Origin of the sequence: Actinoplanes sp. M2I2 (assembly GCF_023544445.1) — a bacterium.
Lineage (GTDB): Bacteria > Actinomycetota > Actinomycetes > Mycobacteriales > Micromonosporaceae > Actinoplanes.
Map to the genome: position 1 here is coordinate 371,256 of NZ_JALPVJ010000008.1, position 23,125 is coordinate 394,380.

Below are 23,125 nucleotides of genomic sequence, written 5' to 3' on the forward strand. Positions count from 1 at the left end.
GGGCGGTGATTCGGGGCACGGCCGGTCACCGGCGGCCGGGGTTGTGCGATCGTTTCCCGGTGGCCATCAGCCCCCACGAACCCGCCTCCGCCCCGGCCGCCCGCAGCTGGCGCGCCGAACTGCGCGTCCTGCTGAGCTGGCGCCGGATCCTCAACCGGCTCCGAGCCGTGCTGCGCAGCGCCCTCGTGACCTTTGTCGTGCTCACCCTCACGCTCTGGCTGATGCCGGGCGTGGAGAGCAACGACGTCGTCGACACGCTCGGTCTCGTGGTGCTCGTCGCCGGGGTGGGCGCCGTCCTGCGGCCGCTGCTGCTGGCCGGCGTCGTGGCGCTCGGCGGCTGGGGCGCGATGCTGCTCGGCGTGCTGGTCCAGGTCGTGGTCATCGTGGTGGCGCTCGAGCTCGACCCGGCCGACCGGATCAGCGGCCTGCCGTCGCTGGTGATCACGGCGATCCTGGCGGTCGTGTTCGCCGCGATCGTCGACTGGATGGCCGACAGCGGCACCGACGACACGTTCGTCCGGGAGGCCACGCGGCTCATGCGCGGTGTGCGCCGCCGCCAGGCCCGGCTCGCCGGCGGCCCGCTGCTGACCTTCCGCCGTCCCCGTCCGGGCACCGAGCCCGGTCTGCTGATGGTGCAGCTGGACGGCCTCTCCGAGCCCGTGCTGCGCTGGGCCGTGCGGGCCGGCAACCTGCCCACGCTGGGCCACTGGCTGCGCTCCGGCAGTCACAGCATGCGGGGCTGGCACACCGGCCTGCCCTCGACGACACCCGCCTCCCAGGCCGGCATCCTGCACGGCGCGACGCGGCAGATCCCGGCGTTCCGGTGGTTCGAGAAGGACACCGGCAAGCTCATGGTGACCAACCGGCCGCGCGACGCGGCGATTCTCGAGCCCCGGCTCAGCGACGGCCGCGGGCTGTTGCGCGACGGCGGCGTGAGCATCGGCAACGCGTTCAGCGGGGACGCGGCGGTCAGCCTGCTCACGGTGAGCCACGCGGCCCTGCCCGGACGGTCGGCGCGCGGCTGGGCGGCGTTCATGGCCTCGCCCTACGGCTTCACGCGGGCCCTGGTGCTCGGCGTCGGTGAGGTCATCACCGAGCTGCACCAGGCCCGTCTGCAGCGCCGCCGCAACCTGCAGCCGCGGGTGAGCCGCTCCGGCGCGTTCCTGGCCCTGCGGCCGGCCTCGATGCTGCTGCGCGACGTCAACGTGTCGCTGATCGCCGAGCAGATGGCCCGGGGCGCCCCGGCGATCTACTGCGACCTGGTCGACTACGACGAGGTCGCGCATCACGCCGGCCCGGCGCGGCCCGAGTCGATGCGTCAGCTGGAGAGCCTCGACCGCATGCTCGGTGTGCTGGAACGGCTGGCGCCCGAGGCGGCCCGGCGGTACCACCTGGTGGTGCTGTCCGACCACGGCCAGAGCCAGGGCGCGACGTTCAAGCAGCGTTACGGGGAGAGCCTCGACGAGGTGGTCGAGCGGTTCTCCGGGCCCGATCAGGCGGCCATGCCGGCGTCGGCGGCCGAGTCGGAGGCGACCCAGGAGCCCGACTTCCCCGAGCCGCCGCTGGCCCCTCTGCTGGTCGTCTCGTCGGGCAACCTCGCGCTGATCTACCTGACCCGCTTCACCGAGCGGCTCGACCGGGCCGCGATCGACCGGGCGTACCCGCGACTCATCCACGGTCTGGCCGCGCACCCGGGCATCGGCCTGGTCGTCGTGCGAACCGGCGACGGGCCGGTGGCGATCGGCGGCTCGGGCAGCCACCGCCTGCGCGACGGCGTCGTCGAGGGCGTCGACCCGCTGCTGCCCTACGGCCCGCGCGCCCGTCATGACCTGCTCCGCCACCAGGAGTCCGTGCACCTCGGCGATCTGGTGCTGATCAGCTGCGTCGACGCGGTCACCGAGGAGGTCGCGGCGTTCGAGGAGCTGGTCGGCTCGCACGGCGGCCTCGGCGGCTGGCAGACCGACGCCGTGCTGGTGCACCCGGCCCGCTGGCCGATCACCGAGGCCGAGATCGACGGGCCGGACGCCGTGCACCGCCAGCTGATCGAATGGCTGGCCATGCTCGGCCTGCGCACCCAGCCGCCGGTGGCCGACGAGCAGCGCGCTCTCGAGCACGAGGCTCTCGAAGAGGAAGTGATCCCGAGACTTTCCCGCGCGCACGACGGTTAAGCACTTTGTGCTTCGACTTCTGCTGCCCCTGGTGGCCCTGGTAGCCCTGGTTCCGGCCTCCCCGGCGGCGGCGGTGGCCCCGCCGCCCCGCGCCGCGGCCCCCACCTTCAACGGCGGCGTCTACGCCATCGCCCACCGCGGCGCGATCACCTATGTCGGAGGCTCGTTCACCGCCGCCACGGCCGGCGGGCGCACCTACCCGCGCCAGCGGATGGCCGCCTTCGACTCGCGCACCGGCAAGCTGCTCGACTGGGCGCCGCGGGCCGACGGCGTGGTGCGCGCCCTCGCGGCCACCCCGGACAGCGTCTACGCGGCGGGTGACTTCCACCGGGTCGACGGCGAGAAGCGCGACTCGCTGGCCCGGCTGCACCCGACGAGCGGCGTGGTCAAATCCTTCCAGCACTCCCTTTCCGGTACGGCCTACGCGCTCGCCACCGGCAACGGCCGCCTCTATCTGGCCGGCAGCTTCACCGACGTCTCCGGCGCGCGGCGCAGCAACCTGGCCGCCTTCTCGCTGACCACCGGCGTGCTGGACCCGCGCTGGCGCCCGGCCGCCGACGACACCGTGCACGCGCTCGCGGTCACCGGGACGCGGGTCTACCTCGGTGGCGGCTTCCACACCGTCAACGCGGTCAAGGGCACGTTGCGACTGGCCGGGGTCAACGGCGTCAGCGGCGCGGTCGAGCCCTTCCGCCCGCGGGTGCCGGCCGAGGTACGGGCCATCTCGCTCGACCCGGCCGGGGTGCACGTGGCCACCGCGGGCGTGGGCGGACGAGCCATCGCGTACGACTGGGCCGGTGCGATGCGCTGGCAGCGGGTCTTCGACGGGGACGCGTCGGCGATCGCGACGACCGGCGGCATCACGTATGTGGGCGGGCACTTCGACAGCGCCTGTCTGACCGAGCGCAACGGCGACAAGGGCGGTTGCGTGGACGGCGCCCGGGGTCGCTTCAAGCTGGCCGCCGTGACGTCCAAGGGTCAGCTCACGAGCTGGGCGCCGACCGCGAACGGGGTGATCGGCGTCCGGGTGATGAGCGTCAACCGGGTGGCCGGGACGATCGAGATCGGGGGCGACTTCACGACGATCAACGGTCAGGACCGCCGCCGCTTCGCCGCGTTCTGAGTCGTCCCGGCCGGCGGGACGGGCGGCGTCCCGGCCGGCGGGACGGCCGGCGTCACCCCGATCACTCAACGGGCCCCCGGCCGGGGCCGGGCCCCTAAACTGCGGCCATGACCGCGCCCCGCTCCGTCGGCCCGACCGTCGAATCCCAGGCCGTGCTGGCTCCGCTCACCGACGCCGCGATCTTCCTCGTGGCCACCGTCCGTCCCGGTGGCGAGCAGGTGGTGCGCGATCTGCTCGAGGATCTGAGCGCGTTGCAGCGTTCGGTCGGCTTCCGGTTGCCCGCCGCCCAGCTGTCCTGCGTCACCGGCATCGGCGCCGACCTGTGGGATCGCCTCTTCGCCGGTCCGCGCCCGGCCGAGCTGCACCGCTTCCGCGCCTGGAAGGGCCCCCGGCACAGCGCGCCGTCGACCCCGGGAGATCTGCTCTTCCACATCCGGGCCGGGCAGATGGACGTGTGCTTCGAGCTGGCCGCCAAGATCGGCGAGCGGCTGCGCGGCGCCGGCGACATCGTCGACGAGACCCACGGCTTCAAGTACTTCGACGAGCGCGACCTGCTCGGCTTCGTCGACGGCACCGAGAACCCCACCGGCGCCAAGGCGATGGACGCCGTCCTGATCGGCCCGGAGGACGAGGCGTTCGCCGGCGGCAGTTACGTGATGGTGCAGAAGTACCTGCACGATCTCGAGGCGTGGAACGCGCTGACGGTCGAGGGCCAGGAGGCCGCGATCGGCCGCACCAAGCTCGACAACATCGAGATCCCGGACGACAAGAAGGCGCCGAACTCGCACCTGGCCCTGAACGTCGTCGAGGACGCGGACGGCAACGAACTGAAGATCCTGCGGGACAACATGCCGTTCGGCTCGGTCAAGGAGGGCCAGTTCGGCACGTACTACATCGCCTACGCCGCCACCCCGGACGTGCCCGAGCTGATGCTGCGGCGGATGTTCCTCGGCGAGCCCTACGGCACGTACGACCGCATCCTCGACTTCTCGAGAGCCGTCACGGGGTCGCTGTTCTTCGTCCCGGTCGCCGGCTTCCTCGACGACCTGCCGGACGCGCCCCCGGCGCCGTCAGCCGAACCGGGCGGCCAGGTCGGCGAGGGTGCCGAGCCGTAGGTCGCCGTCGAGCCCGCGCAGCGCGGCGGTGCGGGCGCCCGCGGCTCGCCCGGCGGCCAGCCCGACGTCGGCGTCCTCGACCACCAGGCAGTCGGCCGGGTCGACGCCGAGCAGCTCGGCGGCGCGCAGGTATCCCTCGGGGTCGGGCTTGCCGGCCGCGATGTCGTCGGTGGTGACCAGCACCGGCGCGACGATGCCGGCCGCGGCCAGCCGGGCCTTGGCCAGCCGGGTGTCGGCGCTGGTCACCACGGCCCACGGCAGGCCGCGGCGGGTGAGCAGCTCCAGCAGCTCGTGAGCCCCGGGCGTCGCCGACACGTCCGACAGGTCGTCGTACTGCAGCTCGAGCTGCCGCGCCGACGCCATGACCTGGGCGGCCTCGTCGAGGTGGGGCAGGAGCTTGCGTACGGTGGCCGCGCTCGGACTGCCGTGGGCCATCTCGTACGCCTCCTGGCCGTCCACGCCGTACTCGGCGGCCCAGGACACCCACGACCGCAGCACAGCCGCGTCGGAGTCGACGAGGGTGCCGTCCATGTCGAAGAGCACGGCTCGCACGGTGGTCACGTCGAACCGGTCCCGGCTGTCGGGCACCTGAGGCCTCCACGGGGGTGCGCCCGGCCGGCCGGGCGGTGAGTCGCCACCCCGCCACGCGGACGCCCTCGGTCGTGCCGGGCGCCCTCGTGCGGGGCTCGGAATCCCGTACGGGATCAGGGTGTGCGCTTGCGAGGCGCGGCTCGCCGGGCTGTCGTGGCCGGCGCCTCGGCCACCGGGGCGGTCTTGCGGGGAGTGCGTGTGCGCGGGGTGGTCGCGGCTGACGAGGCGGCCTTCGCGGCGGTACGCCGGGCGGCGGTGGCCCGGGCGGTGTCGGACGTCGCCGGGGGAACTGTCTGGTCGTCAGCCGGCGACACGGGCGGCAGCGCGGGGCTGACCGGTGCGGCCGCCGCGGCCGGCTGAGCCTCCGGTGTGGCCGTCGTCTCCGGCTCCGAGGTCGTCGCGGTGGCCCGATCCCGTTCCTTCTCGCGGTTGATCAGGTCGCTCAACAGGCTCTTGCCGTACTTGTCGTCGAGAGTGGCGGCCCGGCTCTGCGCCTTCCCGGCCCGCGCCACGGCCTTGCGGTGCGCCTTCTCGAGACGATCCTTGTCGCGCGCCTGCGTCTTGAGCGACCGCTTGAGCCGCTTGGCCTCGGCCTCGGCGTTGCGCAGGGCCTCGGTCTGCCGGCGGGTCAGGTCGGCGTTGGTGCGCAGCCTGTTCTCGAGTTCGGTGACGGTCGTCCGGCTCCGCTCGGCGGCGGCGTTCGCGGCCGCGGACTGCTCCCGGCGACGGTCGAGCTGCTTGCTGGTCACGTTTTCTCCCCTCCTCCCGAGAGGCCCTACCCCGGTGGGAGGTGAGCAATCTTCAGGAGGTTGTGTCCTGAGCCGCGGCCTCGGCCTTCTGCGCGCGGCGCCGGCGGATGTGCCGGACATGCAGCGTCACGTAGCCGGTCACGGCCAGCACCCCGCCGGCGATGACCCACCACTGATATCGATGGGCGTGCTCGATGATCTCGATGAGTTGCGTGCCCAGCAGGTACGCGATGGTCGTCCAGAAGCCTACCCACAGCGCGGCCCCGATGGCGTTGTAGAGCAGGAACGTGCGCCAGGGCATAGCGGTGATGCCGGCGATCACACCGTTGAACTGACGCAGACCGTCGATGAAGCGGGCGACCACGACGATCCGGCCGCCGCGACGCGCGAAGAAGCCCTCGGCCCGGTCCAGCCGCTCGGGGGTCAGGAACACGTACTTCCCCCAGCGCAGCGCCACCTTGCGGCCGCCGCGCACCCCGATCCAGTAGCCGATGTTGTCGCCGAGCACCGCCGCGACGAACGAGATGGCCGCCACGGCGAAGATGTTCATGCGGCCGGCGCCGGCGTAGAGGGAGGCGGCCACCATGATCGTCTGGCCGGGCGCGGGAACCCCGAAGCTCTCGACGCCGATCACGCCGCCGATGGCGAAGTAGCCCCAGCGATCAAGAACAGGGGCCACGCTCTGCAGGAACCCGGGAAGATCGGCTGGAGGTGGCATCGGGGTCAACGGTAGCCGGGGTTGCGCGGGCGCGCCCCGGGGAGTCGCTACCGCGGCTGTTCCTTGGTGCGATGCAGCAACCAGTTGACCCCGCCGGTGTGGATCAGCGCGTACCGGTGCGACCCGTCCCGGCCGTGCAGGGTGAAGACGATCCGCTTGGCGTTGCGGTCCTCCTCCTGCCACCAGCCGATGTCCGCGATCGATTTGTCGGCGTCGGTGTACGTGAGGTGGTCGAGGGCGTGGTCGGGAACGGCGACGGCCAGCCGGTTGCGGGCCGGGTCGGTCGGCAGCCCGCGCGGCACCGCCCAGGAACGCAGGACGCCGTCCTCCTCCAGCCGCAGGTCGAAATGCGGCCTCGGCTTGCGGTGATCATGCAGCACGAAGGCGGGCTCCACCCCGCCGACGCTACCCGTTCCGGACTTTGTTCACGGCGTAGCGAAAAGGTCCCGTCTCTGTGAGAGTGTCCGGATGGCACCGCGATCGGCACCGGCGCTGGCCGCCCTCGCTGTCGGCACGTTCGCCCTCGGAATGACCGAATTCGTCATCACCGGCCTGCTCCCCGAGATCGCGGCCGACTTCGCCGTCTCCATCCCCACCGCCGGGCTGCTGATCTCCGCGTACGCGCTGACGGTGGTGGTCGGCGGCCCGATCGTCACGGCGCTGCTGGCCCGGCGGGCGCGCAAGCCCGCGCTGATCGGCCTGCTTGCCTTCTTCGTCGCCGGCAACCTCCTGTCGGCCGTCGCTCCGGCCTTCGGCGTGATGATGACCGGCCGCGTCGTGGCGGCGCTCTGCCACGGCGCGTTCATCGGCATCGCCACCATCGTGGCCGGCGACCTGGTGCGACCCGGGCGCCGGAGCAGCGCGATCGGGGCCATGCTCAGCGGCATCACGCTGGCCAGCGTGGCCGGGGTCCCGCTGGGCACCCTGCTCGGGCAGCAACTCGGGTGGCGGGCCACCTTCTGGGCGATGGCCCTGCTCGGCCTGGCCGCCGCCGCGGCGACCGCTGTCCTCGTCCCAGCGACGGCAGCCTACGGCACGGCCCGCGCGCACTTCGGCGCGTTCCGCAGCGCCACCGTCTGGCTCGCCCTGGGGATGACCGCGCTCGCGTTCGGCGCCGTCTACGCGCCCTTCACCTATGTGGCGCCGCTGATGACCGAGGTGGCCGGCTTCGGCCCGGGCGCTCTGCCCTGGCTGCTCGTGCTGTTCGGGCTCGGCCTGGTGCTGGGCAACGTGATCGGCGCGCGGGCGGCCGACCGTCATCTGATGGCGACGATCGTCGTGGCCTCGGCGGCGATGCTGGCTGTCCTGGTGGTCTTCGCCTGGACGGCCCACTCGCGGACGCCGGCGGCCGTGACGCTCTTCGTTCTCGGCGTCGTCGCCTATGCCACCGTGCCCGGCCTGACCACCCGGGTGATCACCGCGGCCGACGGGAACGGGCAGCTGATCGTATCGTCGGCGGCCGTCTCCGCGTTCAACCTGGGGAACGCCGCGGGCGCCTACCTGGGCGGCCGGGCCATCGCCGCCGGCTGGGGCTACGACTCGACGCCCCTGGTCGGAGCGGCCATGGAACTGGGCGCGCTCGGATTGGCGGCGGTCCTGCTGCTGGTGAGCCGGGCGTCCGCGCGGGCGAGGACGAGCGGCCGTCCGGCCGGGGTGGCCTGAGCGGCCGTCTGCTTCGCCCGGTGATCGCCCGTCGCCGGAGAGGGAGCCATGGCCGTCCTGTCACCCGCACGCCGCACGGCGGTCGGCGTGCTCATCGCCGTCGTCGTCGTGGGCCTGTCGTCGATCGTCACGAGGCGGGCCGACGCGGCCGCCTGGTCGACCGTGCAGCCGGGCGCCTTCACCGGCTACGCCTTCGACGCCTGCACGGCGCCGCCCGACGCGTCGATGCGGGCCTGGCGGGCCCGTTCGCCGTACCGGGCGATCGGCATCTACCTCGGCGGTGTCAACCGCGGGTGCGCCCAGCCCGAGCTCACCGCCGACTGGGTCCGGCAGCAGGTGGGGGCGGGCTGGAAGCTTCTGCCGCTCTATGTCGGACCACAGGCGACGTGCACGACGATCGGCGGTGGCCGCGAGCTGATCGACAACGCGCGGGCCGGGACGCAGGGTCGCATCGCCGCCTCGGATGCCGTCGCGCGGGCCGTCGCGCTGGGACTGGCCCGGGAAAGCGTGATCATCTACGACATGGAGGCGTACCGGACCGACGACCCCACGTGCCGCCGGGGCGTCCTCGACTTCCTGAACGGCTGGACCGCCCGGCTGCACGACAACGGCTATCTCTCGGGTTTCTACTCGAGCGTGTCGTCCGGGGTGGCCGACCAGGTCGCGAACTATGCGACGCCCGGATACACCCGGCCGGACTACGTCGACTTCGCCCGCTGGGATCTTCAGGTCACGACGGCCGATCCGCTCATCCCGGCGACGGCCTGGCCCGGCAAGCGGCGCATGAAGCAATACCGCGGCGGCCATCGGGAGACGTACGGCGGCGTCACGATCAACATCGACAACGATTACGTCGACTTCGCACCGCTGCCCAGGGCCGGAGCGGCCGACCTCTCGGGCAACGGCTGGTCCGATGTGCTCGGCCGGTCGCCGACCGGCGTCCTGTCGGCCTTCCTCGGCAACGGGTCCCTCGTCGACAACAACCAGCGCCGCACCCTCGGCGCCGGCTTCCGGACGATGAACGCGATCGTCCGGGCGGGCGACCTCGACCGCGACGGCCGCGCCGATGTGATCGCCCGGCAGACCAACGGCGACCTGTGGTTCCACCCGGGCACGAGCACCGGCCTCGGCCCGCGCAAGCGGCTCACCCGGGGCTGGCGGGCGCTGCGCGAGATCACCCCGATGGGCGACCTCACCGGCGACGGCCGGCCCGACCTGCTGGCCGTCTCCCCGGCCGGCAACCTTTACCTGTACGCCGGTCAGGCGGGTGCGAAACTGGCCGGCGCCAGGCTGGTCGGCCGGGGCTGGTCCGGCCGCACGGAGCTGGCCGGCGCCGGTGATTTCGACCGGGACGGTTTCCCCGATCTCATCGCCCGTCTGGCCACCGATGGACGGCTCTATCTGTGGCCCGGCCGCCGGGGCGGTTTCACCGGCCGGCGCGTCGCCCTCAACGTCTCCGCCGCGGATCTGCGCGACCTCGTCGGCGTCGGCGACTTCGACCGGGACGGCTATCCCGACCTGGCCGCCGTACGGAAGACGACCGGCCACCTGGTGCTGCTGGCCGGGGCCGGTTCGCGCCTGCGCGCCCCGTTCCAGCTGGCCGCCGGGTACGGCGGGATCTCGCCCCTGGCCTGAAACACTTGTGGCCGGCCCGAAGACACTCGCGGCCGGCCGGAAAGCACTCGTGGCCTGAAAGCACTCGTGGCCGGCCCGAACCGGGCCGGCCACGAAGATCTTGATTTGTCTTACAGGGTGTCGGAAGCCAGCTGGCCGCGCAGCTTGGTGAGGGCCTTGGTCAGCAGCCGGGAGACGTGCATCTGCGAGATGCCGATCTGGTCGGCGATCTGCGACTGGGTCAGGTTGCCGTAGAAGCGGAGCGTCAGGATCTTCTGCTCACGCTCGTCCAGGGTGGCCAGGGCCGGGCCCAGCGCCACGCGGGTCTCGGCCAGCTCGAACTCGTAGTCCTCGCCGCCCAGGGTGTCGCCCAGCTCGGTGTTGCCGTCGGCCGAGATCGGCGTCGAGAGGCTGGTCGCGTTGTAGGCGCGGGCGCCCTCGAGGCCCTCCAGGACGTCTTCCTCGCTGACCCCCAGGTGGGTGGCCACGTCGGCGACTGTCGGGGAGCGGCCCAGGCTGTGGGTCAGGGTGCTGTTGGCCTCGGTGATGGCCAGGCGCAGCTCCTGCAGGCGGCGCGGCACCCGGACCGACCAGGTGCGGTCGCGGAAGTGACGCTTGATCTCACCGATGATGGTCGGGATCGCGTAGCCGGCGAAGTCGACACCGCGCTCGGGGTCGAACTTGTCGACCGCCTTGATGAGGCCGACGGTCGCGGTCTGCACCAGGTCGTCGGTGGGCTCGCCGCGGCCGGAGTAGCGGTGGGCGAGGTGGCGGGCCAGCGGCAGCCAGGCCTCGATCGCCCGGTCGCGCAGCGAGGCGCGGGACGGGTGACCGGCGGGCATCGCGGCCATCGCGTTCAGCAGCTCGGCGGCGCTGTCGGCGGGCGCGGTCGCCGCAACCGGAACAGCGACGACCTCGACGCTCGTGGTGGTCTCGGTGATCGTCATACGGTGGTCCTCCCTGGCACCTGTCCGGAGAGCCGATCACGCTCGAGAGCGTGATCCGGGTCGGTCGGGTGTCCCTATCTTCTGGTCGACGACGATCGATGAGATCACCGTCAACCGCGCATGCTGGGCCGTTCGGATATGACTAACCTAGCCGACAAGGCCAAGGAAGACTAGCCGAAAGTATGAGTTACTTTGCGTGATAGCAAATATACGTAGCGGATCTTGTAGCGGCGGCCCGAGCGGATCGAGAACCCTGAATGCTCCTGATGGGGGATTAGTCCGTACGGTTGTTGTGGTGACCCGCACGGGCCTGTGTCAAACACGTCGCACCGGGAAAGATTAAGTACATGGCTGCTCTGCGCTCCTCGGTTCCGCATCCGTCGGCCGCTGAGCTGCGCCTATGGAAGCTCGACACCTTCGGTGAGCTCCGGAGTCTGCGCGCGGCGCTGCGGGAGGCGATCGAGACGCAGCAGACCGCCGAGGTCGACGACCTGTTCGACAAGATGGCGGTGGTCGCCACCGAGTTGGCCACCAACGCTCTGCGGCACGGTCTGCCGCCGACCGAGGTGCGGCTGCTCCGCGAGGACGACCACCTGATCCTGGACGTGGCGGATCACGATCTGGGCACGCTCCCAGAGGTCGACGAGGATCGCCCGCTGGGCGCCGGCGGGCTGGGGCTGCAGCTCACGAAGACCTTCGCCATCGACGTCGGCTGGTACATCGCCGACGAGACCAAGCATGTGTGGGCCAGCTTCCCGGGCTGAATCCCCGTGGTTTTGATAGAAAGGCCCCCGTGGCGGACTCCTCTCAGATCGGCCGGGAACGCTCGGCCGGCCCGGCCGCGACGATCCTGCGCCCCCTCGGCGAACTGGACATCAACGCCCGGGACGACCTGTACGCGAGCATCCTCGGCGCGCTCCGCACGGCCGACCGGGTGGTCATCGACCTCGCCGGGGTCACCTTCATCGACTCCGAGGCACTCGGTGCGCTGATCGAGGGTTACAACGCGGCGGTCGCCAACGGAGCGGGCTACCAGGTCGTCAACGCGCAGCGCGGGGTGGCGCGGGTGCTCAACGTCTCAGGCGCACAGGAGCTCTTCGACGCTGCGGGGGAGCCGTCCGGCTCGTAACCTGCCGCGGTGCCCTTGATCATCTCGGCGGTCCTGCTGGCCGGCGTGCTGGCCTTCGCCGTCGTACGGCCGCGCGGCCTGCCCGAGGCGGTGGCCGCCGTGCCCGCGGCCGCCCTTGCGATCGCCGTCGGGCTGGTGTCGTGGGACGACGCCTTGGGGGAGTTCCGCGAGCTCGGCCCGACCGTCGGCTTCCTAGCCGCGGTGCTGGTGCTGGCCCACCTCGCGGCCGAGCACGGCGTCTTCCGGTACGCCGGGACGGTCGCGGCCCGGCTGAGCGGCGGTCACCCGCCCCGGCTGCTGGTGGCGGTCTTCGTGGCGGCCGCGCTCACCACGGCGTTCCTCAGTCTCGACGCGACCGTCGTGCTGCTCACCCCGGTCGTGCTGGCCACGGCGGCCCGGGCCGGCGCCCGGCCCCGCCCGCACGCCTTCGCCGCGGCGCACCTGGCCAACTCGGCCTCCCTGCTGCTGCCCGTCTCCAACCTGACCAACCTGCTGGCCTTCGCGGCCAGCGGGCTGAGCTTCCTCGGCTTCACCGCGCTGATGGCGCTGCCCTGGATCGCCGTGATCGTCGTGGAGTTCCTGGTTTTCCGCGCCTACTTCGCCGGGGACCTGCGAGCGACCGAGGAACCGGTCGAGGCCACCGGCAACGGCCCGGCGCCGCGGTATGCCCTGGTCGTTCTGGCCGTGACCCTGGCCGGCTTTGCCGCGGTGCATCCCCTCGGGATCCATCCGGCCTGGGTGGCGGTCGCCGGCGCCGTCCTGCTCGCCGTGCCGCGCCGCGTTCCGGTCGGCGTTCTGATCCGCGAGGCCAACCCCGCGTTCTGTGCCTTCGTGCTGGCCCTCGGCGTCGTGGTGCTCGCCGTGCAGCAACACGGCCTGGAGCGGCTGATCCACGCGATCGTGCCCGACCACGCCGACCTGCCCGGTCTGGTGGCCGTCGCCTTCCTGGCCGCCCTGCTGGCCAACCTCCTCAACAACCTGCCGGCCACGCTGGTGCTGCTGCCGGTGGTCGAGGCCCGGCCCGGCCTGCTGCTGGCGATGCTGATCGGCGTGAACGTCGGCCCGAACCTGACCTACGTGGGCTCGCTGGCCACCCTGCTGTGGCGGCGCATCCTGCACACGTACGACGCGGCGCCCGACGCCCGGGACTTCCTGCGGCTCGGCCTGCTGACCGTGCCACCCGCGCTGGTCGCCGGAGTGCTCGCGCTGTGGCTGGGCCTGCGGCTCTCCCCGGCCTGACGCCGGTCCCCACCCGTACGGCCGTGACTCACGCCGTGGCTGGTCCCGGCCGGGTGGGCAGGGCGCGCAGGGCGATGTCGACGGCGGCGTGCAGGTCGGCGCGCCGGGCGCCGGCGGCGGCGTGGACGGCGTTGCCCTCGCTGAGCACCATGACGAAGCGGGCCAGCGCGCGCGGGTCGACGTCGTCCGGGAGGTCGCCCTCGGCGGCCGCGCGGGTCAGACGCTCCCGCAGAACGCCCTCGGTGGCGGCGCGGCCGGTGGCCAGCGCTTCGCTGACGCGGGCGTTCTCCGGCGCGCTGGCCAGGCCGCCCTGGATGGAGAAGCAGCCGGGCGGGTGGTCGTCCGCGGTGAGGCCGTCGGCGCTCGAGCGCAGGAAGGCCTCGATGGCCGCGTACGCGGTCGGCCGGTCGAGCGCGGCGCGGGCGGTGGCCACCTGCCTGTCGTGGTAGCGGGCGAACGCGCGCTTGAACAACTCTTCTTTGCTGCCGAACGTGGCGTACAGGCTCGGGCGGTTGATGCCCATCGCGCCGGTCAGCGCGCTCAGCGACGCGCCCTCGTAGCCACGCCGCCAGAAGACCTCGGCGGCCCGATCGAGAACCGTGTTCTCGTCGAAGGCCCGCGGTCGTCCCGCGGTCGGCGTCTCAGTGCTCATGACTCCACTCTACTGCTCGGTACAAAAAATGACCTGCCCTCTAACCGATCAGTACAAAAATGTGTTAGCGTGAGGCAACCAATCGGTACAAAATTCGGAACCGCAGTTCAGCGGTCCTGCTCCTGAAGGAGAACTCATGACCGTCACACTGATCACCGGAGCGAACAAGGGCATCGGGTTCGAGGCTGCCAAGCAGCTGACGGAGCTGGGTCACACCGTGTACGTCGGCGCCCGCGACGCCGAACGCGGCGAGAAGGCCGCGGCCGAGCTGGGCGCGCGCTTCGTGCAGCTCGACGTGACCGATGACGCGTCGGTCAGCAACGCGCTGGCCACCATCGACGCGGCCGAGGGCCGGCTCGACGTCCTGGTGAACAATGCCGGTGTCCTCGCGGCCGAGGCCGTGAACGGGCCGGCGGCCCTGCGGGCGTTCGACGTCAACGCGGTGGGAATGATCCGGGTGACCGAGGCGGCGCTGCCCCTGCTTCGTAAGTCCTCGAACCCCACCGTGGTCACCGTCTCGAGCAGCATGGGCTCCTTCTGGGCGGTGACCAACCCCGACCGGCCCGAGCACGACATGCCGCTCGCGGTCTATGCCGCGTCCAAGGCGGCGGCCACCATGCTCACCGTGCAGTACGCCAAAGCTCACCCGGAGATCAAGTTCAACGCCCTCGAGCCCGGCACCGCCGCCACCGACATGACGGCCGCCTTCGGCATCGGACGGCCGGTCGAGGAGAGCGCCCGGGTCGTCGTCCGCCTGGCTACCCTCGACGCTTCCGGCCCGACCGGCACCCTTCAGGACGAGGCCGGCCACCTGCCGTGGTGACCACCTCCGATTTCGGGGACCGTTCATGACAACGATCGGCATTCTCGGTTCCGGCCAGGCCGGCCGCACGCTGGCCCGGGTGTCGATCGCGGCCGGCTACGACGTCGTGATCGCCAACTCACGGGCGCCCGAGACCCTGAAGGACCTGGTCGACCAGCTGGGCCCGCGGGCGCGAGCCGCGTACGCCGTGGAGGCGGCGGCGGACGCCGATTTCGTGGTGACCGCGTTCCCCTACCGGCCCGCCGACCGGCTGCCCGTCGAGGAGCTCGCGGGGAAGGTCGTTCTGGACACCAACAACTACATGGCCTGGCGCGACGGGAACTATCCCGAGATCGACTCCGGGCTCAGGACGATTCACGAGCTGCGGCAGGAGCAACTGCCCGCCGCCAAGGTGGCGAAGGCTTTCACCCACGTCCAGTTCCACGAGCGCTCGCCGGTCCGTGGTCCCGCGGATCTGCTGCCGGGCGTCGTCCGGCTGGCCCGGCCGGCCGGCGCGCCCGACCGCAAGGCGCTGGTCGTCTCGAGCGACCACCCGGAAGCGGTCGAGCTCGTGACCCGGTTCTATGACGACCTCGGGTTCGACGCGGTCGACAACAGCCCGCTGAGCGAATCGTGGCGCAGCGGGCCGGGCACGCCGATGTGGCGCCACCACGTCGACGGGCAGAGCCGCGAGGAACTCATCAGCAACCTGCGGCGCGCCCAGCGCGACCGTCGGTAGGGCGGGTCCGCCTGATCGCGCGTGTCCGGCGTGCGTACCCGGCCTGAGAAAGGGACAGCACCCTCGCCGCCGCGCCGGGATCGGTCCGGGGAAGGGCCGAGGTGATCCGGTGGGGGATTCGGCGGCGGGGTGCGTCCGACAAAAGTCAGTCTTGTCGATGCATGTGTTACAGGCAAGTAAAACTGGTTACGGAACTAAGTCGCCGGAGTGGCCTTGGTGTCCACTCTGACGGTCAGCGAGACGGCGTACCCCTTCGTCACGTCACCCGTGGCCGTGCCGAGTTGCAGCGCGGCCGAGTCCTCGCGGAAGACGTTGTCGCTGTCGAGGCTGACCCGGCTCAGGGCGCTCACGGACGACTCGTACCCGGAAGTGGCGTAGACCGCCTCGCAGGTGTCCCCGGGCAGCGCGACCTGTGAGGTGGCGACGACCCTGGAGGCGTCGGTGAGGTCGGCCCGGCCGGGGTAGACCTCGAAGTGGACGTGCGGCCAGCGACCCGGGTAGCAGGCCGGGAAGATGCTCGTGAACCGCACCTTGCCCGAGCCGTCGGCGATCTGGACGCCGCGCAGGTAGTTCTCGTCCCGGACGGCGTCGGAATACATCGAATACTGCCCGGCGCGGTCACAATGCCAGACGTAGGCGGCCGTACCCGTGAGCGGTTTGTCCTTCATGTCGAGAATGGTCAGTTCCAACGTCATCGGGACACCCTCGGCTGTCCCGCCCGCCGAGCCGAAACTCGACCGGATGTCGCTGCGCACCACCCCGCTCTGCTCGAGCACGTCCGGGCCGTTCGACCCGTCACCGGGGTAGGGCCCGGCGGTCTCGTCCGGGATCTCGCCCGACGAGCCGGACGACGTGGCCGTGGCGGTGGGCGTCGCACTGTCCGGAGCACTGTCGCAGGCTGCCAGACCCAGCGCGGCGGCCCCGAGCCCGAAGCCGCGCAGCAGCCGCCGCCGGCTCAGCAGGGTGCCGAGGTCGAACCCGAGACCCTGGTCGACGATCTCCTCGTCCGGGCGGGGCAGCGTCCGGCCCTCGTACGCCGGTCTCCGGTCCTGCACCATCGCTGTACTCCCATCCTGGTGCCGCACGGTGTTGCGGCCACCGTAGGTCCGCACCTTGTGGGCGCCCTGGGGATCGCCTGTCAGTCTTCGCCTCCGGAACCCGTTCAGGCGCGGTGGGCGCGACGGAAACGGCCCGGTGCTGTGCCGTACTCCCGGCGGAACGCGGCGGCCAGGGCGAACTCCGTGGCGTAGCCGGTGCGGCGGGCGATCGTGGCCAGCGGGGCGTCCGTCTCGTGAAGCAACCGGGCGGCGCGGCCGAGGCGATGGGCCTTCAGGTATGCCTGGGGAGTCCGTCCCACCGTCGAGGTGAAGCGACGCGTGAAGGTGGCTCGGGACATGCCGGCCGCGCGGCTCAGATCCAGCACGCTCCACCGGGTGTCCGGGCTGCCGTCGATGGTGCCCAGGATCGCGGTGATCGCCGGGTCAGAGGTCGGTGGCCGATCCGTCGCTTCCAGCCACCGCGTCAGGGCGTCGACCAGCACAAGATCCAGCACAGCCTGCCGGGCCGCATCGGCGCCGGGTCCCGCGGCCGGGCCGTCCTCCTCGTACTTGTCGAGCAGATCGATGACCGTACGACCGGCGCCGTTCACCACGATCAGGCCGGGGAGAGCGGCCAGGTACGGGTGCACGTGGCCGCGCGTCAGCCGATAGGCGCCGCAGAGGAATTCGAAGTCGGCCGGGCCGGGCGCCGGCCGGGCGGTGCCCAGCTGGACGGGAGGCAGCCCGAGCATCGACCGGGGTTCGGCACTGAGCCCGTGGTCCGCGCCCGCAGTCACCAGCACGACGTCACCGCGCACGAGCGGCACCGGTGGCCCGTCCGCCGACAGCAGCCAGCCGCTGCCCCGCAGGACGACGTGGAAACCGCTCCCGACCAGGCCGGAGTAGCTCAGCCCCCAGGCGCCGGACTGCCGGAACCGCCGGACCGTTCCCCGTCCCACCCGCAGTGTGGAGACCGCCTGACTCAATTGATCCACCGGCTCGATGCTACCTACGCACATGGTCGTGCCGCGTTCGAGCATGGCTGCCCGGCCGCCCGGCTGGTTGCCTGGAGCCATGAAGGATTGCATCGTGATCGGCGCCGGAGCAGCCGGCCTGAGCGCCGGCCTCACGCTGGCCCGCGCCCGCCGGTCGACCCTGCTCGTCGACGCCGGCCGGCCCAGCAACCTGGTCGCCACCGGCCTCGGCGGCCTGCTCGGGTACGACCGCCGGCCGCCCTCCGAGTTCTATGACACCGCCCGGGCGGAGGTGGCCGCGTACCCGTCGGTCGACCTGTGGGCGGGTGACATCGTCCGGGCGGCACGGCACGACGACAGCACCTACGCGGTGACCCTGGCCGACGGCCGCCGGGAGACGGCTCGCACAGTCGTCCTCGCTCCGGGCATGGATTATCGCTTTCCCGACGTGCCCGGTTTGGCCGAGCGGTGGGGCTCTGCGGCGTTCCACTGTCCGTTCTGTCACGGCTGGGAGGTGCGGGACCAGTCCCTGGGCGTGCTCGCCGCCGGTCCCGTCGGCGTCCACGGCGCCTTGAACCTCCGTGCCTGGAGCGACCGGATCACCCTGCTGACGAACGGCGCCGAGCTGACTGCCGAGCAGCGCGGACTGCTCACCGTGGGAGGTGTCGGCTGGGACCAACGCCCGGTCGCCGGGCTGATCGGGCCCGGCGCCGGGCTGCAGGCGGTCGCCTTCACCGATGGCGCCGACCTCGCGGTCACCGCCCTGCTGGTCAAGAGCACGCTGTACCAGCGATCCACGCTCGCGCGGGACCTCGGCGCCACGCTGACCGCCCCCGACGAGATGCTCAGCGTGCAGGCGATCACGGTGGACGCGATGGGCCGCACAGGGATCCCCGGGCTGTTCGCGGCGGGCGACGCGGCCACCGCGGTCCCGCCGTCGATGGCCGCCGCCGTCGCCTCGGGCCACCTGGCCGGTGCGGGCGCCGCTGTCCACACAGCCGCCGGCTATTAGACCGGACCGGTGGAGGGCGTGGTGTGGCGGGCCGCCTGGCGCAGGTCGACGTCCTCGATCAGCTCGCGGGCGGTCTCCTCGCTCAGGTGGCGGTGGCGAACGGCCTTGCCGAGGGCGAGGCGCTGAGCCTCGAAACCGGCGTCGACGTCGGCGGCCGGTCGGGTCGCGGCCTCGGCGGCGATCTGACGTCCCCGCTCGCGTTCGGCCTCGGTCCGGGCCCGCTCGGCGCTCAGGTCGAACTTCAGTTTGCGGGCCAGCCAACCGACCGTCGTACCCTGCAGCAGCAGCGTGCCGAGCGTGACGAACAGGGCGATGGCCTGGATCGCGGCGCGGCCTGGGAACTCCTCACCTGACGCCGTGTGCTCGGGGATCGAGGCGGCCGCGGCCAGGGTCAGAATGCCGCGCATGCCGGTCCACCCGACCAGCAGCCGCTCCTTGTGTGTCGGCGCGGGCAGCGGCTCCGCGCCCCGACGCTGCTGGTGACGATCCCGTACCTGCCGCAGAGGGGGTCGCCCGCTGGGGCAGCCCGATCTCGTCGCCGTGCGAGACCGTGGTGATCGTGTCGGGCGGGGCCAGCACGGCGCCCAGCACGAACGCCGCGGCCAGCCCGAGCGAGGGCAGCAGCCACGACGTGAGCAGCCCCAGCGCGCCGGTGGTGAGGACCACCAGCACGACCCCGAGCGTCCAGATCGCCCGCAGGTTGGCCCCGAAGCTCGCGAACGACGCCTCCCGCGTGGCCGAGTAGAGCAGCGGCGGGATGACGATCGCCAGGATCAGCTCGCTCTCGAGTTCGAGCCGGGGCACGCCCGGGATGAAGGACGCGCCGGCCGCCAGCACGACGATGATCATGCCGGGCTCGACGCCACGCCTACGGGCGAGCGACGACACGGCTATGCCCACCCCGATGATGAGCAGGATCTGTACGCCGTTCACTCGCCCACCTTATGGATCGATCGTTTCTGCCGGGAGAAGTCGCCCGGTATGCTCGTCGGCGGGCCGTGACTGGCGCGTCAAGATGGTGAACCATCGGGGAGCGGCCTCGTCTGATGACGAACCTGCCGTGCGCCTGGGCCTCTTCGCCGTGATAGGGAGGTCCCATGCCCGAGCTGAATCCCGAATCCGCAGCTTTCCGCTCCGCCCTCGAGGTCGTCCGGTCCGTCGAGCCGCGCATCGCCGACGCGATCGCCAAGGAGCTCACCGACCAGCGCGAGTCGCTCAAGCTGATCGCCAGTGAGAACTACGCCTCGCCGGCCGTGCTGCTGGCGATGGGCAACTGGCTCTCCGACAAGTACGCGGAGGGCACGATCGGCCGCCGCTTCTACGCCGGCTGCCAGAACGTCGACACCGTCGAGGCGGTCGCCGTCGAGCACGCCAAGGCCCTGTTCGGCGCGCCGTACGCGTACGTGCAGCCGCACTCCGGCATCGACGCCAACCTGGTCGCGTACTGGGCCATCCTGGCCGACCGGGTCGAGGTGCCGCACCTCAAGAAGTTCGAGAAGCGCCAGGTGAACGACCTGAGCGACGCCGAGTGGGCCGAGCTGCGGCAGGCGTTCGGCAACCAGCGCATGCTCGGCATGAGCCTCGACGCCGGCGGCCACCTCACCCACGGCTTCCGGCCCAACATCTCCGGCAAGATGTTCGACCAGCGCAGCTATGGCGTCGACCCGGGCACCGGCCAGATCGACTACACGGCGCTGCGTGAGACGGCCCGTGAGTTCAAGCCGCTGATCATCGTGGGCGGCTACTCGGCGTACCCCCGGAAGGTGAACTTCGCGACGCTGCGCGAGATCGCCGACGAGGTGGGCGCGACCTTCATGGTCGACATGGCGCACTTCGCCGGGCTGGTCGCGGGCAAGGTCTTCACCGGCGACTTCAACCCGATCGAGCACGCGCACATCGTCACCACCACCACCCACAAGAGCCTGCGGGGCCCCCGCGGCGGTGCGGTGTTCGCCCAGCCCGAGCTGGCCGACCAGGTCGACCGCGGCTGCCCGATGGTGCTCGGCGGCCCGCTCGCCCACGTCATGGCGGCCAAGGCCATCGCGTTCGCCGAGGCCCGTCGCCCCGAGTTCCAGACGTACGCCCAGCAGATCGTGACCAACAGCCAGGCGCTCGCCGAGGGCCTGAGCAAGCGGGGCGTCCAGTTGGTCAGCGGCGGCACCGACAACCACCTGGTGCTGATCGACGTGCACCCGTTCGGTCTGACCGGCCGCCAGGCCGAGCAGGCGCTGCTCGACAGCGGCGTGGTGACCAACCGCAACGCCGTCCCGAACGACCCGAACGGCGCCTGGTACACCTCGGGCATCCGGGTCGGCACCCCGGCGCTGACCAGCCGCGGCCTCGGCACCGCCGAGATGGACCAGATCGCCGAGCTGATCCACACCGTGCTCTCCGGGACGACCCCCGCCGAGGGCTCCAAGGCGAAGTTCCACCTGGACCCGGCGGTGTCCGACCGCGTCCACAAGCAGGCCCACGAGCTGCTGGCCGGCTTCCCGCTCTACCCCCAGGTCGACCTCGGCTGACACGTCCCGGAGCCGGGTGGGCGGCGCACTCGCCCACCCGGTCTCCAGCCCGTTACGACCTGTTCGGGCGGGGTATCCGCCCGGCGTGAGCAACCAACCGCAGGACACCCCTTCCGGCACCCTCGAGACCGTTCACACCTTCGACGACGGGCCCATGCCCACCGGCGTGTCCGTCTCCCGGACCGGTCGCGTCTTCGTCAACTTCCCCAAGTGGGGCGACGACGTCCGCCACACGGTCGCGGAGATCCGGGACGGCGAGGTGGTGCCCTACCCCGACCTCGACTGGAACACCCCGTCGAGCGACGCCGACCCCAACGCGCTGGTCTCGGTCCAGAGCATCGTCGTGGACCCGGCCGACCGCCTGTGGATCCTCGACACCGGCAGCCCGCTGTTCCAGCCGACCCAGCACGGCGGCCCCAAGCTCGTCTGCGTGGACCTGGAGACCGACCAGGTCGTCCGGACCATCGTCTTCGACCAGGACGTGGCGCTGCCGACGACCTACCTCAACGACGTGCGCTTCGACCTGCGCCGCAACGCCGCCTTCATCACCGACTCGTCCGACCAGGGCCCCAACGGCCTGATCGTGGTCGACCTGCACACCGGCGAATCGTGGCGGCGCCTCCACGACCACCCCTCGACCAAGGCCGTGCCCCCGGCCGACATGATCCCCATGGTCGAGGGCAAGCCCTTCTTCGAACGCCCCAAGGACGGCCCGCCGCAGCCGGTGACCATGGGCGCCGACGGCATCGCGATCGCCGCCGATGGCTCCCGCATCCTCTACTGCCCGCTGATCTCCCGCCGCTGGCACAGCGTGTCGGCCGAGGCCCTGTTCGACCGGGGTCTGAGCGACGCCGACGTGGCGGCCACGGTCAAGGACGAGGGCGACAAGGGCGGCGCCTCGGACGGGCTGGAGACCGACGACCGCGGCCGTTTCTACATGACCGACTGGGAACACAACGCCGTCCTGCGCCGCCTGCCCGACGGCACGGTCGAGACGCTGGTCCACGACCCGCGCCTGCTCTGGCCCGACACCATGTCGGTGGCCGACGGCTACCTCTACGTGACGTCCAACCAGCTGCACCGCCAGGCCAAATACCAGCAGGACGAGGACCGCCGCCAGTACCCGTACTCCCTGTTCCGAGTCCCGATCGACGCCGGCCCGGTCAACCTGCGGTAGTGGCGGAAAACGGAAGATCCACCCCGGCTCGGGGCGATGTGCGATGTGCGATTATCGCACCATGGCGGGGCGAGACTGGAGCGACATCGGCGAGCGGGTCCAACTGACCCGCGCGGGTCTCGGCATGTCTCAGGCCGAGCTGGCCGAGGCCATGGGCCTCGATCGGACCATGGTCGCCAAGATCGAGGCCGGCACCCGCCGGGTCGACGCGCTCGAGCTGTCCCGGCTCTCCACAGTGCTCAAGGTGCCGATGGCACACTTTCTCGAGAGTCAACCGCTCGTGCTGTCACGTCGCACGGTTGCGCTGACCGACGACGTCGAGACCCGGGCCGGCCGCGAGTCGAACATGCTTGGACTGGCGCTCGAGAGCTGGATGCGGGAACTGCGGCAGCTCATCGAACTGGGCATGCTCGAGGCGCGCCCGGCCTTGACGTATCCGTCGCCCGTCGACGACGGACAGGCTGCCCGGGTGGCTGCCGCGTGGGTGCGTGACGAGCTGCGGCTGGGCGTCGAACCCGTGGACAGCATGCTGAGCCTCTGCGAGCGAGCCGGCCAATTCGTGCTGGTGACCGAACTGGACGGTGACGGCGCTTCTGCCCTCGACGGTGAACTGGGCGCGGCCGTCGTCAGTTTGAAGGGAGACCCGGGCCGGCGACGGGCGACCGCCGCGCACGAGCTCGGTCATCTCGTGCTCGGTGACGAATACTCGAGCGACCTCGGTGTGCACGCGTCACGCGCAGGCCGGGAAGCGCTGATCGATACGTTTGCCGCCGAACTGCTTCTGCCTTCCTCGGTTTTCCTCACGGAGGAGAGCGCGGAATCTCTTTCGCGCGAGCGGCTCCTGGAGATCGCGGCGCGTTACCGCACTTCATGGTCGTTGACTCTCAAGCAGGCCGCCGTGGCCGGCGTGGGCCCACTGCCCAGGGCGTGGACGTGGCCGAATCCGACGAAGGCCGAATTCCTGGACGCTCTCGGCTGGGTGCCCCAAGCCGACCTGGGATCGGTTCGCGTCTCCCCAGCGGTGGCCAACGCCGTCATGCGGGCATGGCGGCGTGGACTCATCACCCGGCGGCGCTGCGTGGAACTCATGCACGGGCAGATAACGGACGGCGACCTGCCCGACAACGCAGAAGTCGATCTGGAGCCCTGAGGGTG

24 protein-coding genes and 1 riboswitch are annotated in these 23,125 nt (G+C 71.7%); of the genes, 14 read left to right on the forward strand and 10 right to left on the reverse strand.

Annotated elements, in window-relative coordinates; all coding sequences use genetic code 11:
* Positions 1–59 precede the first annotated feature (59 nt).
* The 3 genes from HJC40_RS18755 to HJC40_RS18765 all read left to right on the forward strand — a co-directional run bounded on the left by HJC40_RS18755 (position 60) and on the right by HJC40_RS18765 (position 4,406).
* Entirely contained in the window at positions 60–2,168 is a 2,109-nt protein-coding gene (locus HJC40_RS18755) for an alkaline phosphatase family protein (protein ID WP_250002397.1), read from the forward strand.
* Positions 2,169–2,175: 7 nt separating this feature from the next.
* Entirely contained in the window at positions 2,176–3,291 is a 1,116-nt protein-coding gene (locus tag HJC40_RS18760; RefSeq protein ID WP_250002398.1) for a hypothetical protein, read from the forward strand.
* Positions 3,292–3,398: 107 nt separating this feature from the next.
* Complete coding sequence (locus tag HJC40_RS18765) at positions 3,399–4,406, forward strand: Dyp-type peroxidase (protein ID WP_250002399.1); 1,008 nt, start codon at positions 3,399–3,401, stop codon at positions 4,404–4,406.
* Here HJC40_RS18765 and HJC40_RS18770 read toward each other — a convergent pair.
* From HJC40_RS18770 to HJC40_RS18785, 4 genes are all read right to left on the reverse strand, one after another.
* Positions 4,362–4,994, reverse strand: a complete 633-nt coding sequence (locus HJC40_RS18770) for an HAD-IA family hydrolase (protein ID WP_250002400.1) — start codon at positions 4,992–4,994, stop codon at positions 4,362–4,364. The genes HJC40_RS18765 and HJC40_RS18770 overlap by 45 nt on opposite strands.
* Positions 4,995–5,110: 116 nt before the next feature.
* Positions 5,111–5,746, reverse strand: a complete 636-nt coding sequence (locus HJC40_RS18775; RefSeq protein ID WP_250002401.1) for a hypothetical protein — start codon at positions 5,744–5,746, stop codon at positions 5,111–5,113.
* Positions 5,747–5,798: 52 nt separating this feature from the next.
* Complete coding sequence (locus HJC40_RS18780) at positions 5,799–6,464, reverse strand: DedA family protein (RefSeq protein ID WP_250002402.1); 666 nt, start codon at positions 6,462–6,464, stop codon at positions 5,799–5,801.
* 47 nt (positions 6,465–6,511) lie between these two features.
* Positions 6,512–6,859, reverse strand: coding sequence for a DNA polymerase ligase N-terminal domain-containing protein (locus HJC40_RS18785; RefSeq protein ID WP_250002403.1), 348 nt, complete (start codon positions 6,857–6,859; stop codon positions 6,512–6,514).
* Positions 6,860–6,932: 73 nt separating this feature from the next.
* Between HJC40_RS18785 and HJC40_RS18790 the strand changes: the two genes are divergently transcribed.
* On the forward strand, positions 6,933–8,126 hold the full coding sequence (locus tag HJC40_RS18790; protein ID WP_250002404.1) for an MFS transporter: 1,194 nt from the start codon (positions 6,933–6,935) through the stop codon (positions 8,124–8,126).
* Positions 8,127–8,174: 48 nt separating this feature from the next.
* The gene (locus HJC40_RS18795; protein ID WP_250002405.1) at positions 8,175–9,761 is read left to right on the forward strand and encodes a glycoside hydrolase domain-containing protein; all 1,587 of its coding nucleotides are present in this window, start codon (positions 8,175–8,177) and stop codon (positions 9,759–9,761) included.
* Between the two features lie 110 nt (positions 9,762–9,871).
* On the opposite strand, the gene HJC40_RS18800 is transcribed toward HJC40_RS18795, so the two are convergent.
* Complete coding sequence (locus HJC40_RS18800; protein ID WP_250002406.1) at positions 9,872–10,687, reverse strand: RNA polymerase sigma factor SigF; 816 nt, start codon at positions 10,685–10,687, stop codon at positions 9,872–9,874.
* 347 nt (positions 10,688–11,034) lie between these two features.
* Here HJC40_RS18800 and HJC40_RS18805 point away from each other — a divergent pair, with 347 nt between their 5' ends.
* From HJC40_RS18805 to HJC40_RS18815, 3 genes are read left to right on the forward strand one after another with little or no spacing between them, the layout of a single operon-like run.
* Positions 11,035–11,451 (forward strand): ATP-binding protein, encoded by a 417-nt coding sequence (locus tag HJC40_RS18805; protein ID WP_250002407.1) that lies wholly within the window; start codon positions 11,035–11,037, stop codon positions 11,449–11,451.
* A 29-nt stretch (positions 11,452–11,480) separates the two neighbouring features.
* Positions 11,481–11,816, forward strand: a complete 336-nt coding sequence (locus tag HJC40_RS18810) for an STAS domain-containing protein (protein WP_250002408.1) — start codon at positions 11,481–11,483, stop codon at positions 11,814–11,816.
* 9 nt (positions 11,817–11,825) lie between these two features.
* Positions 11,826–13,055, forward strand: a complete 1,230-nt coding sequence (locus HJC40_RS18815) for an SLC13 family permease (protein WP_250002409.1) — start codon at positions 11,826–11,828, stop codon at positions 13,053–13,055.
* Positions 13,056–13,083: 28 nt separating this feature from the next.
* Here the strand turns inward: HJC40_RS18815 and HJC40_RS18820 are convergent, their stop codons facing one another.
* Positions 13,084–13,707: a TetR/AcrR family transcriptional regulator gene (locus HJC40_RS18820; protein WP_250002410.1), complete on the reverse strand. Its 624-nt coding sequence runs from the start codon at positions 13,705–13,707 to the stop codon at positions 13,084–13,086.
* A 136-nt stretch (positions 13,708–13,843) separates the two neighbouring features.
* Between HJC40_RS18820 and HJC40_RS18825 the strand changes: the two genes are divergently transcribed.
* Complete coding sequence (locus HJC40_RS18825) at positions 13,844–14,530, forward strand: SDR family NAD(P)-dependent oxidoreductase (protein WP_250002411.1); 687 nt, start codon at positions 13,844–13,846, stop codon at positions 14,528–14,530.
* A 25-nt stretch (positions 14,531–14,555) separates the two neighbouring features.
* Entirely contained in the window at positions 14,556–15,248 is a 693-nt protein-coding gene (locus tag HJC40_RS18830; protein ID WP_250002412.1) for an NADPH-dependent F420 reductase, read from the forward strand.
* Between the two features lie 194 nt (positions 15,249–15,442).
* On the opposite strand, the gene HJC40_RS18835 is transcribed toward HJC40_RS18830, so the two are convergent.
* A complete protein-coding gene (locus HJC40_RS18835; protein WP_250002413.1) occupies positions 15,443–16,306 on the reverse strand; it encodes a 3,4-dioxygenase subunit beta in 864 nt (287 codons plus the stop codon).
* Positions 16,307–16,410: 104 nt separating this feature from the next.
* On the reverse strand, positions 16,411–17,280 hold the full coding sequence (locus tag HJC40_RS18840; protein WP_250002414.1) for an AraC family transcriptional regulator: 870 nt from the start codon (positions 17,278–17,280) through the stop codon (positions 16,411–16,413).
* A 79-nt stretch (positions 17,281–17,359) separates the two neighbouring features.
* Between HJC40_RS18840 and HJC40_RS18845 the strand changes: the two genes are divergently transcribed.
* The gene (locus HJC40_RS18845) at positions 17,360–18,271 is read left to right on the forward strand and encodes an NAD(P)/FAD-dependent oxidoreductase (protein WP_250002415.1); all 912 of its coding nucleotides are present in this window, start codon (positions 17,360–17,362) and stop codon (positions 18,269–18,271) included.
* Here HJC40_RS18845 and HJC40_RS18850 read toward each other — a convergent pair.
* Complete coding sequence (locus tag HJC40_RS18850) at positions 18,268–18,678, reverse strand: hypothetical protein (protein ID WP_250002416.1); 411 nt, start codon at positions 18,676–18,678, stop codon at positions 18,268–18,270. The genes HJC40_RS18845 and HJC40_RS18850 overlap by 4 nt on opposite strands.
* Complete coding sequence (locus HJC40_RS18855; RefSeq protein ID WP_250002417.1) at positions 18,617–19,204, reverse strand: cation:proton antiporter; 588 nt, start codon at positions 19,202–19,204, stop codon at positions 18,617–18,619. Before HJC40_RS18855 ends, HJC40_RS18850 begins: the two co-directional genes overlap by 62 nt.
* A gap of 55 nt (positions 19,205–19,259) precedes the next feature.
* Positions 19,260–19,350: riboswitch (ZMP/ZTP riboswitch) on the forward strand.
* An 18-nt stretch (positions 19,351–19,368) separates the two neighbouring features.
* Between HJC40_RS18855 and HJC40_RS18860 the strand changes: the two genes are divergently transcribed.
* The 3 genes from HJC40_RS18860 (at position 19,369) to HJC40_RS18870 (ending at position 23,120) form a co-directional block, all read left to right on the forward strand.
* Positions 19,369–20,793: a glycine hydroxymethyltransferase gene (locus HJC40_RS18860; RefSeq protein ID WP_250002418.1), complete on the forward strand. Its 1,425-nt coding sequence runs from the start codon at positions 19,369–19,371 to the stop codon at positions 20,791–20,793.
* Positions 20,794–20,878: 85 nt separating this feature from the next.
* Complete coding sequence (locus tag HJC40_RS18865; RefSeq protein WP_250002419.1) at positions 20,879–21,970, forward strand: major royal jelly family protein; 1,092 nt, start codon at positions 20,879–20,881, stop codon at positions 21,968–21,970.
* A 61-nt stretch (positions 21,971–22,031) separates the two neighbouring features.
* The gene (locus HJC40_RS18870; protein WP_250002420.1) at positions 22,032–23,120 is read left to right on the forward strand and encodes a helix-turn-helix domain-containing protein; all 1,089 of its coding nucleotides are present in this window, start codon (positions 22,032–22,034) and stop codon (positions 23,118–23,120) included.
* Positions 23,121–23,125 lie beyond the last annotated feature (5 nt).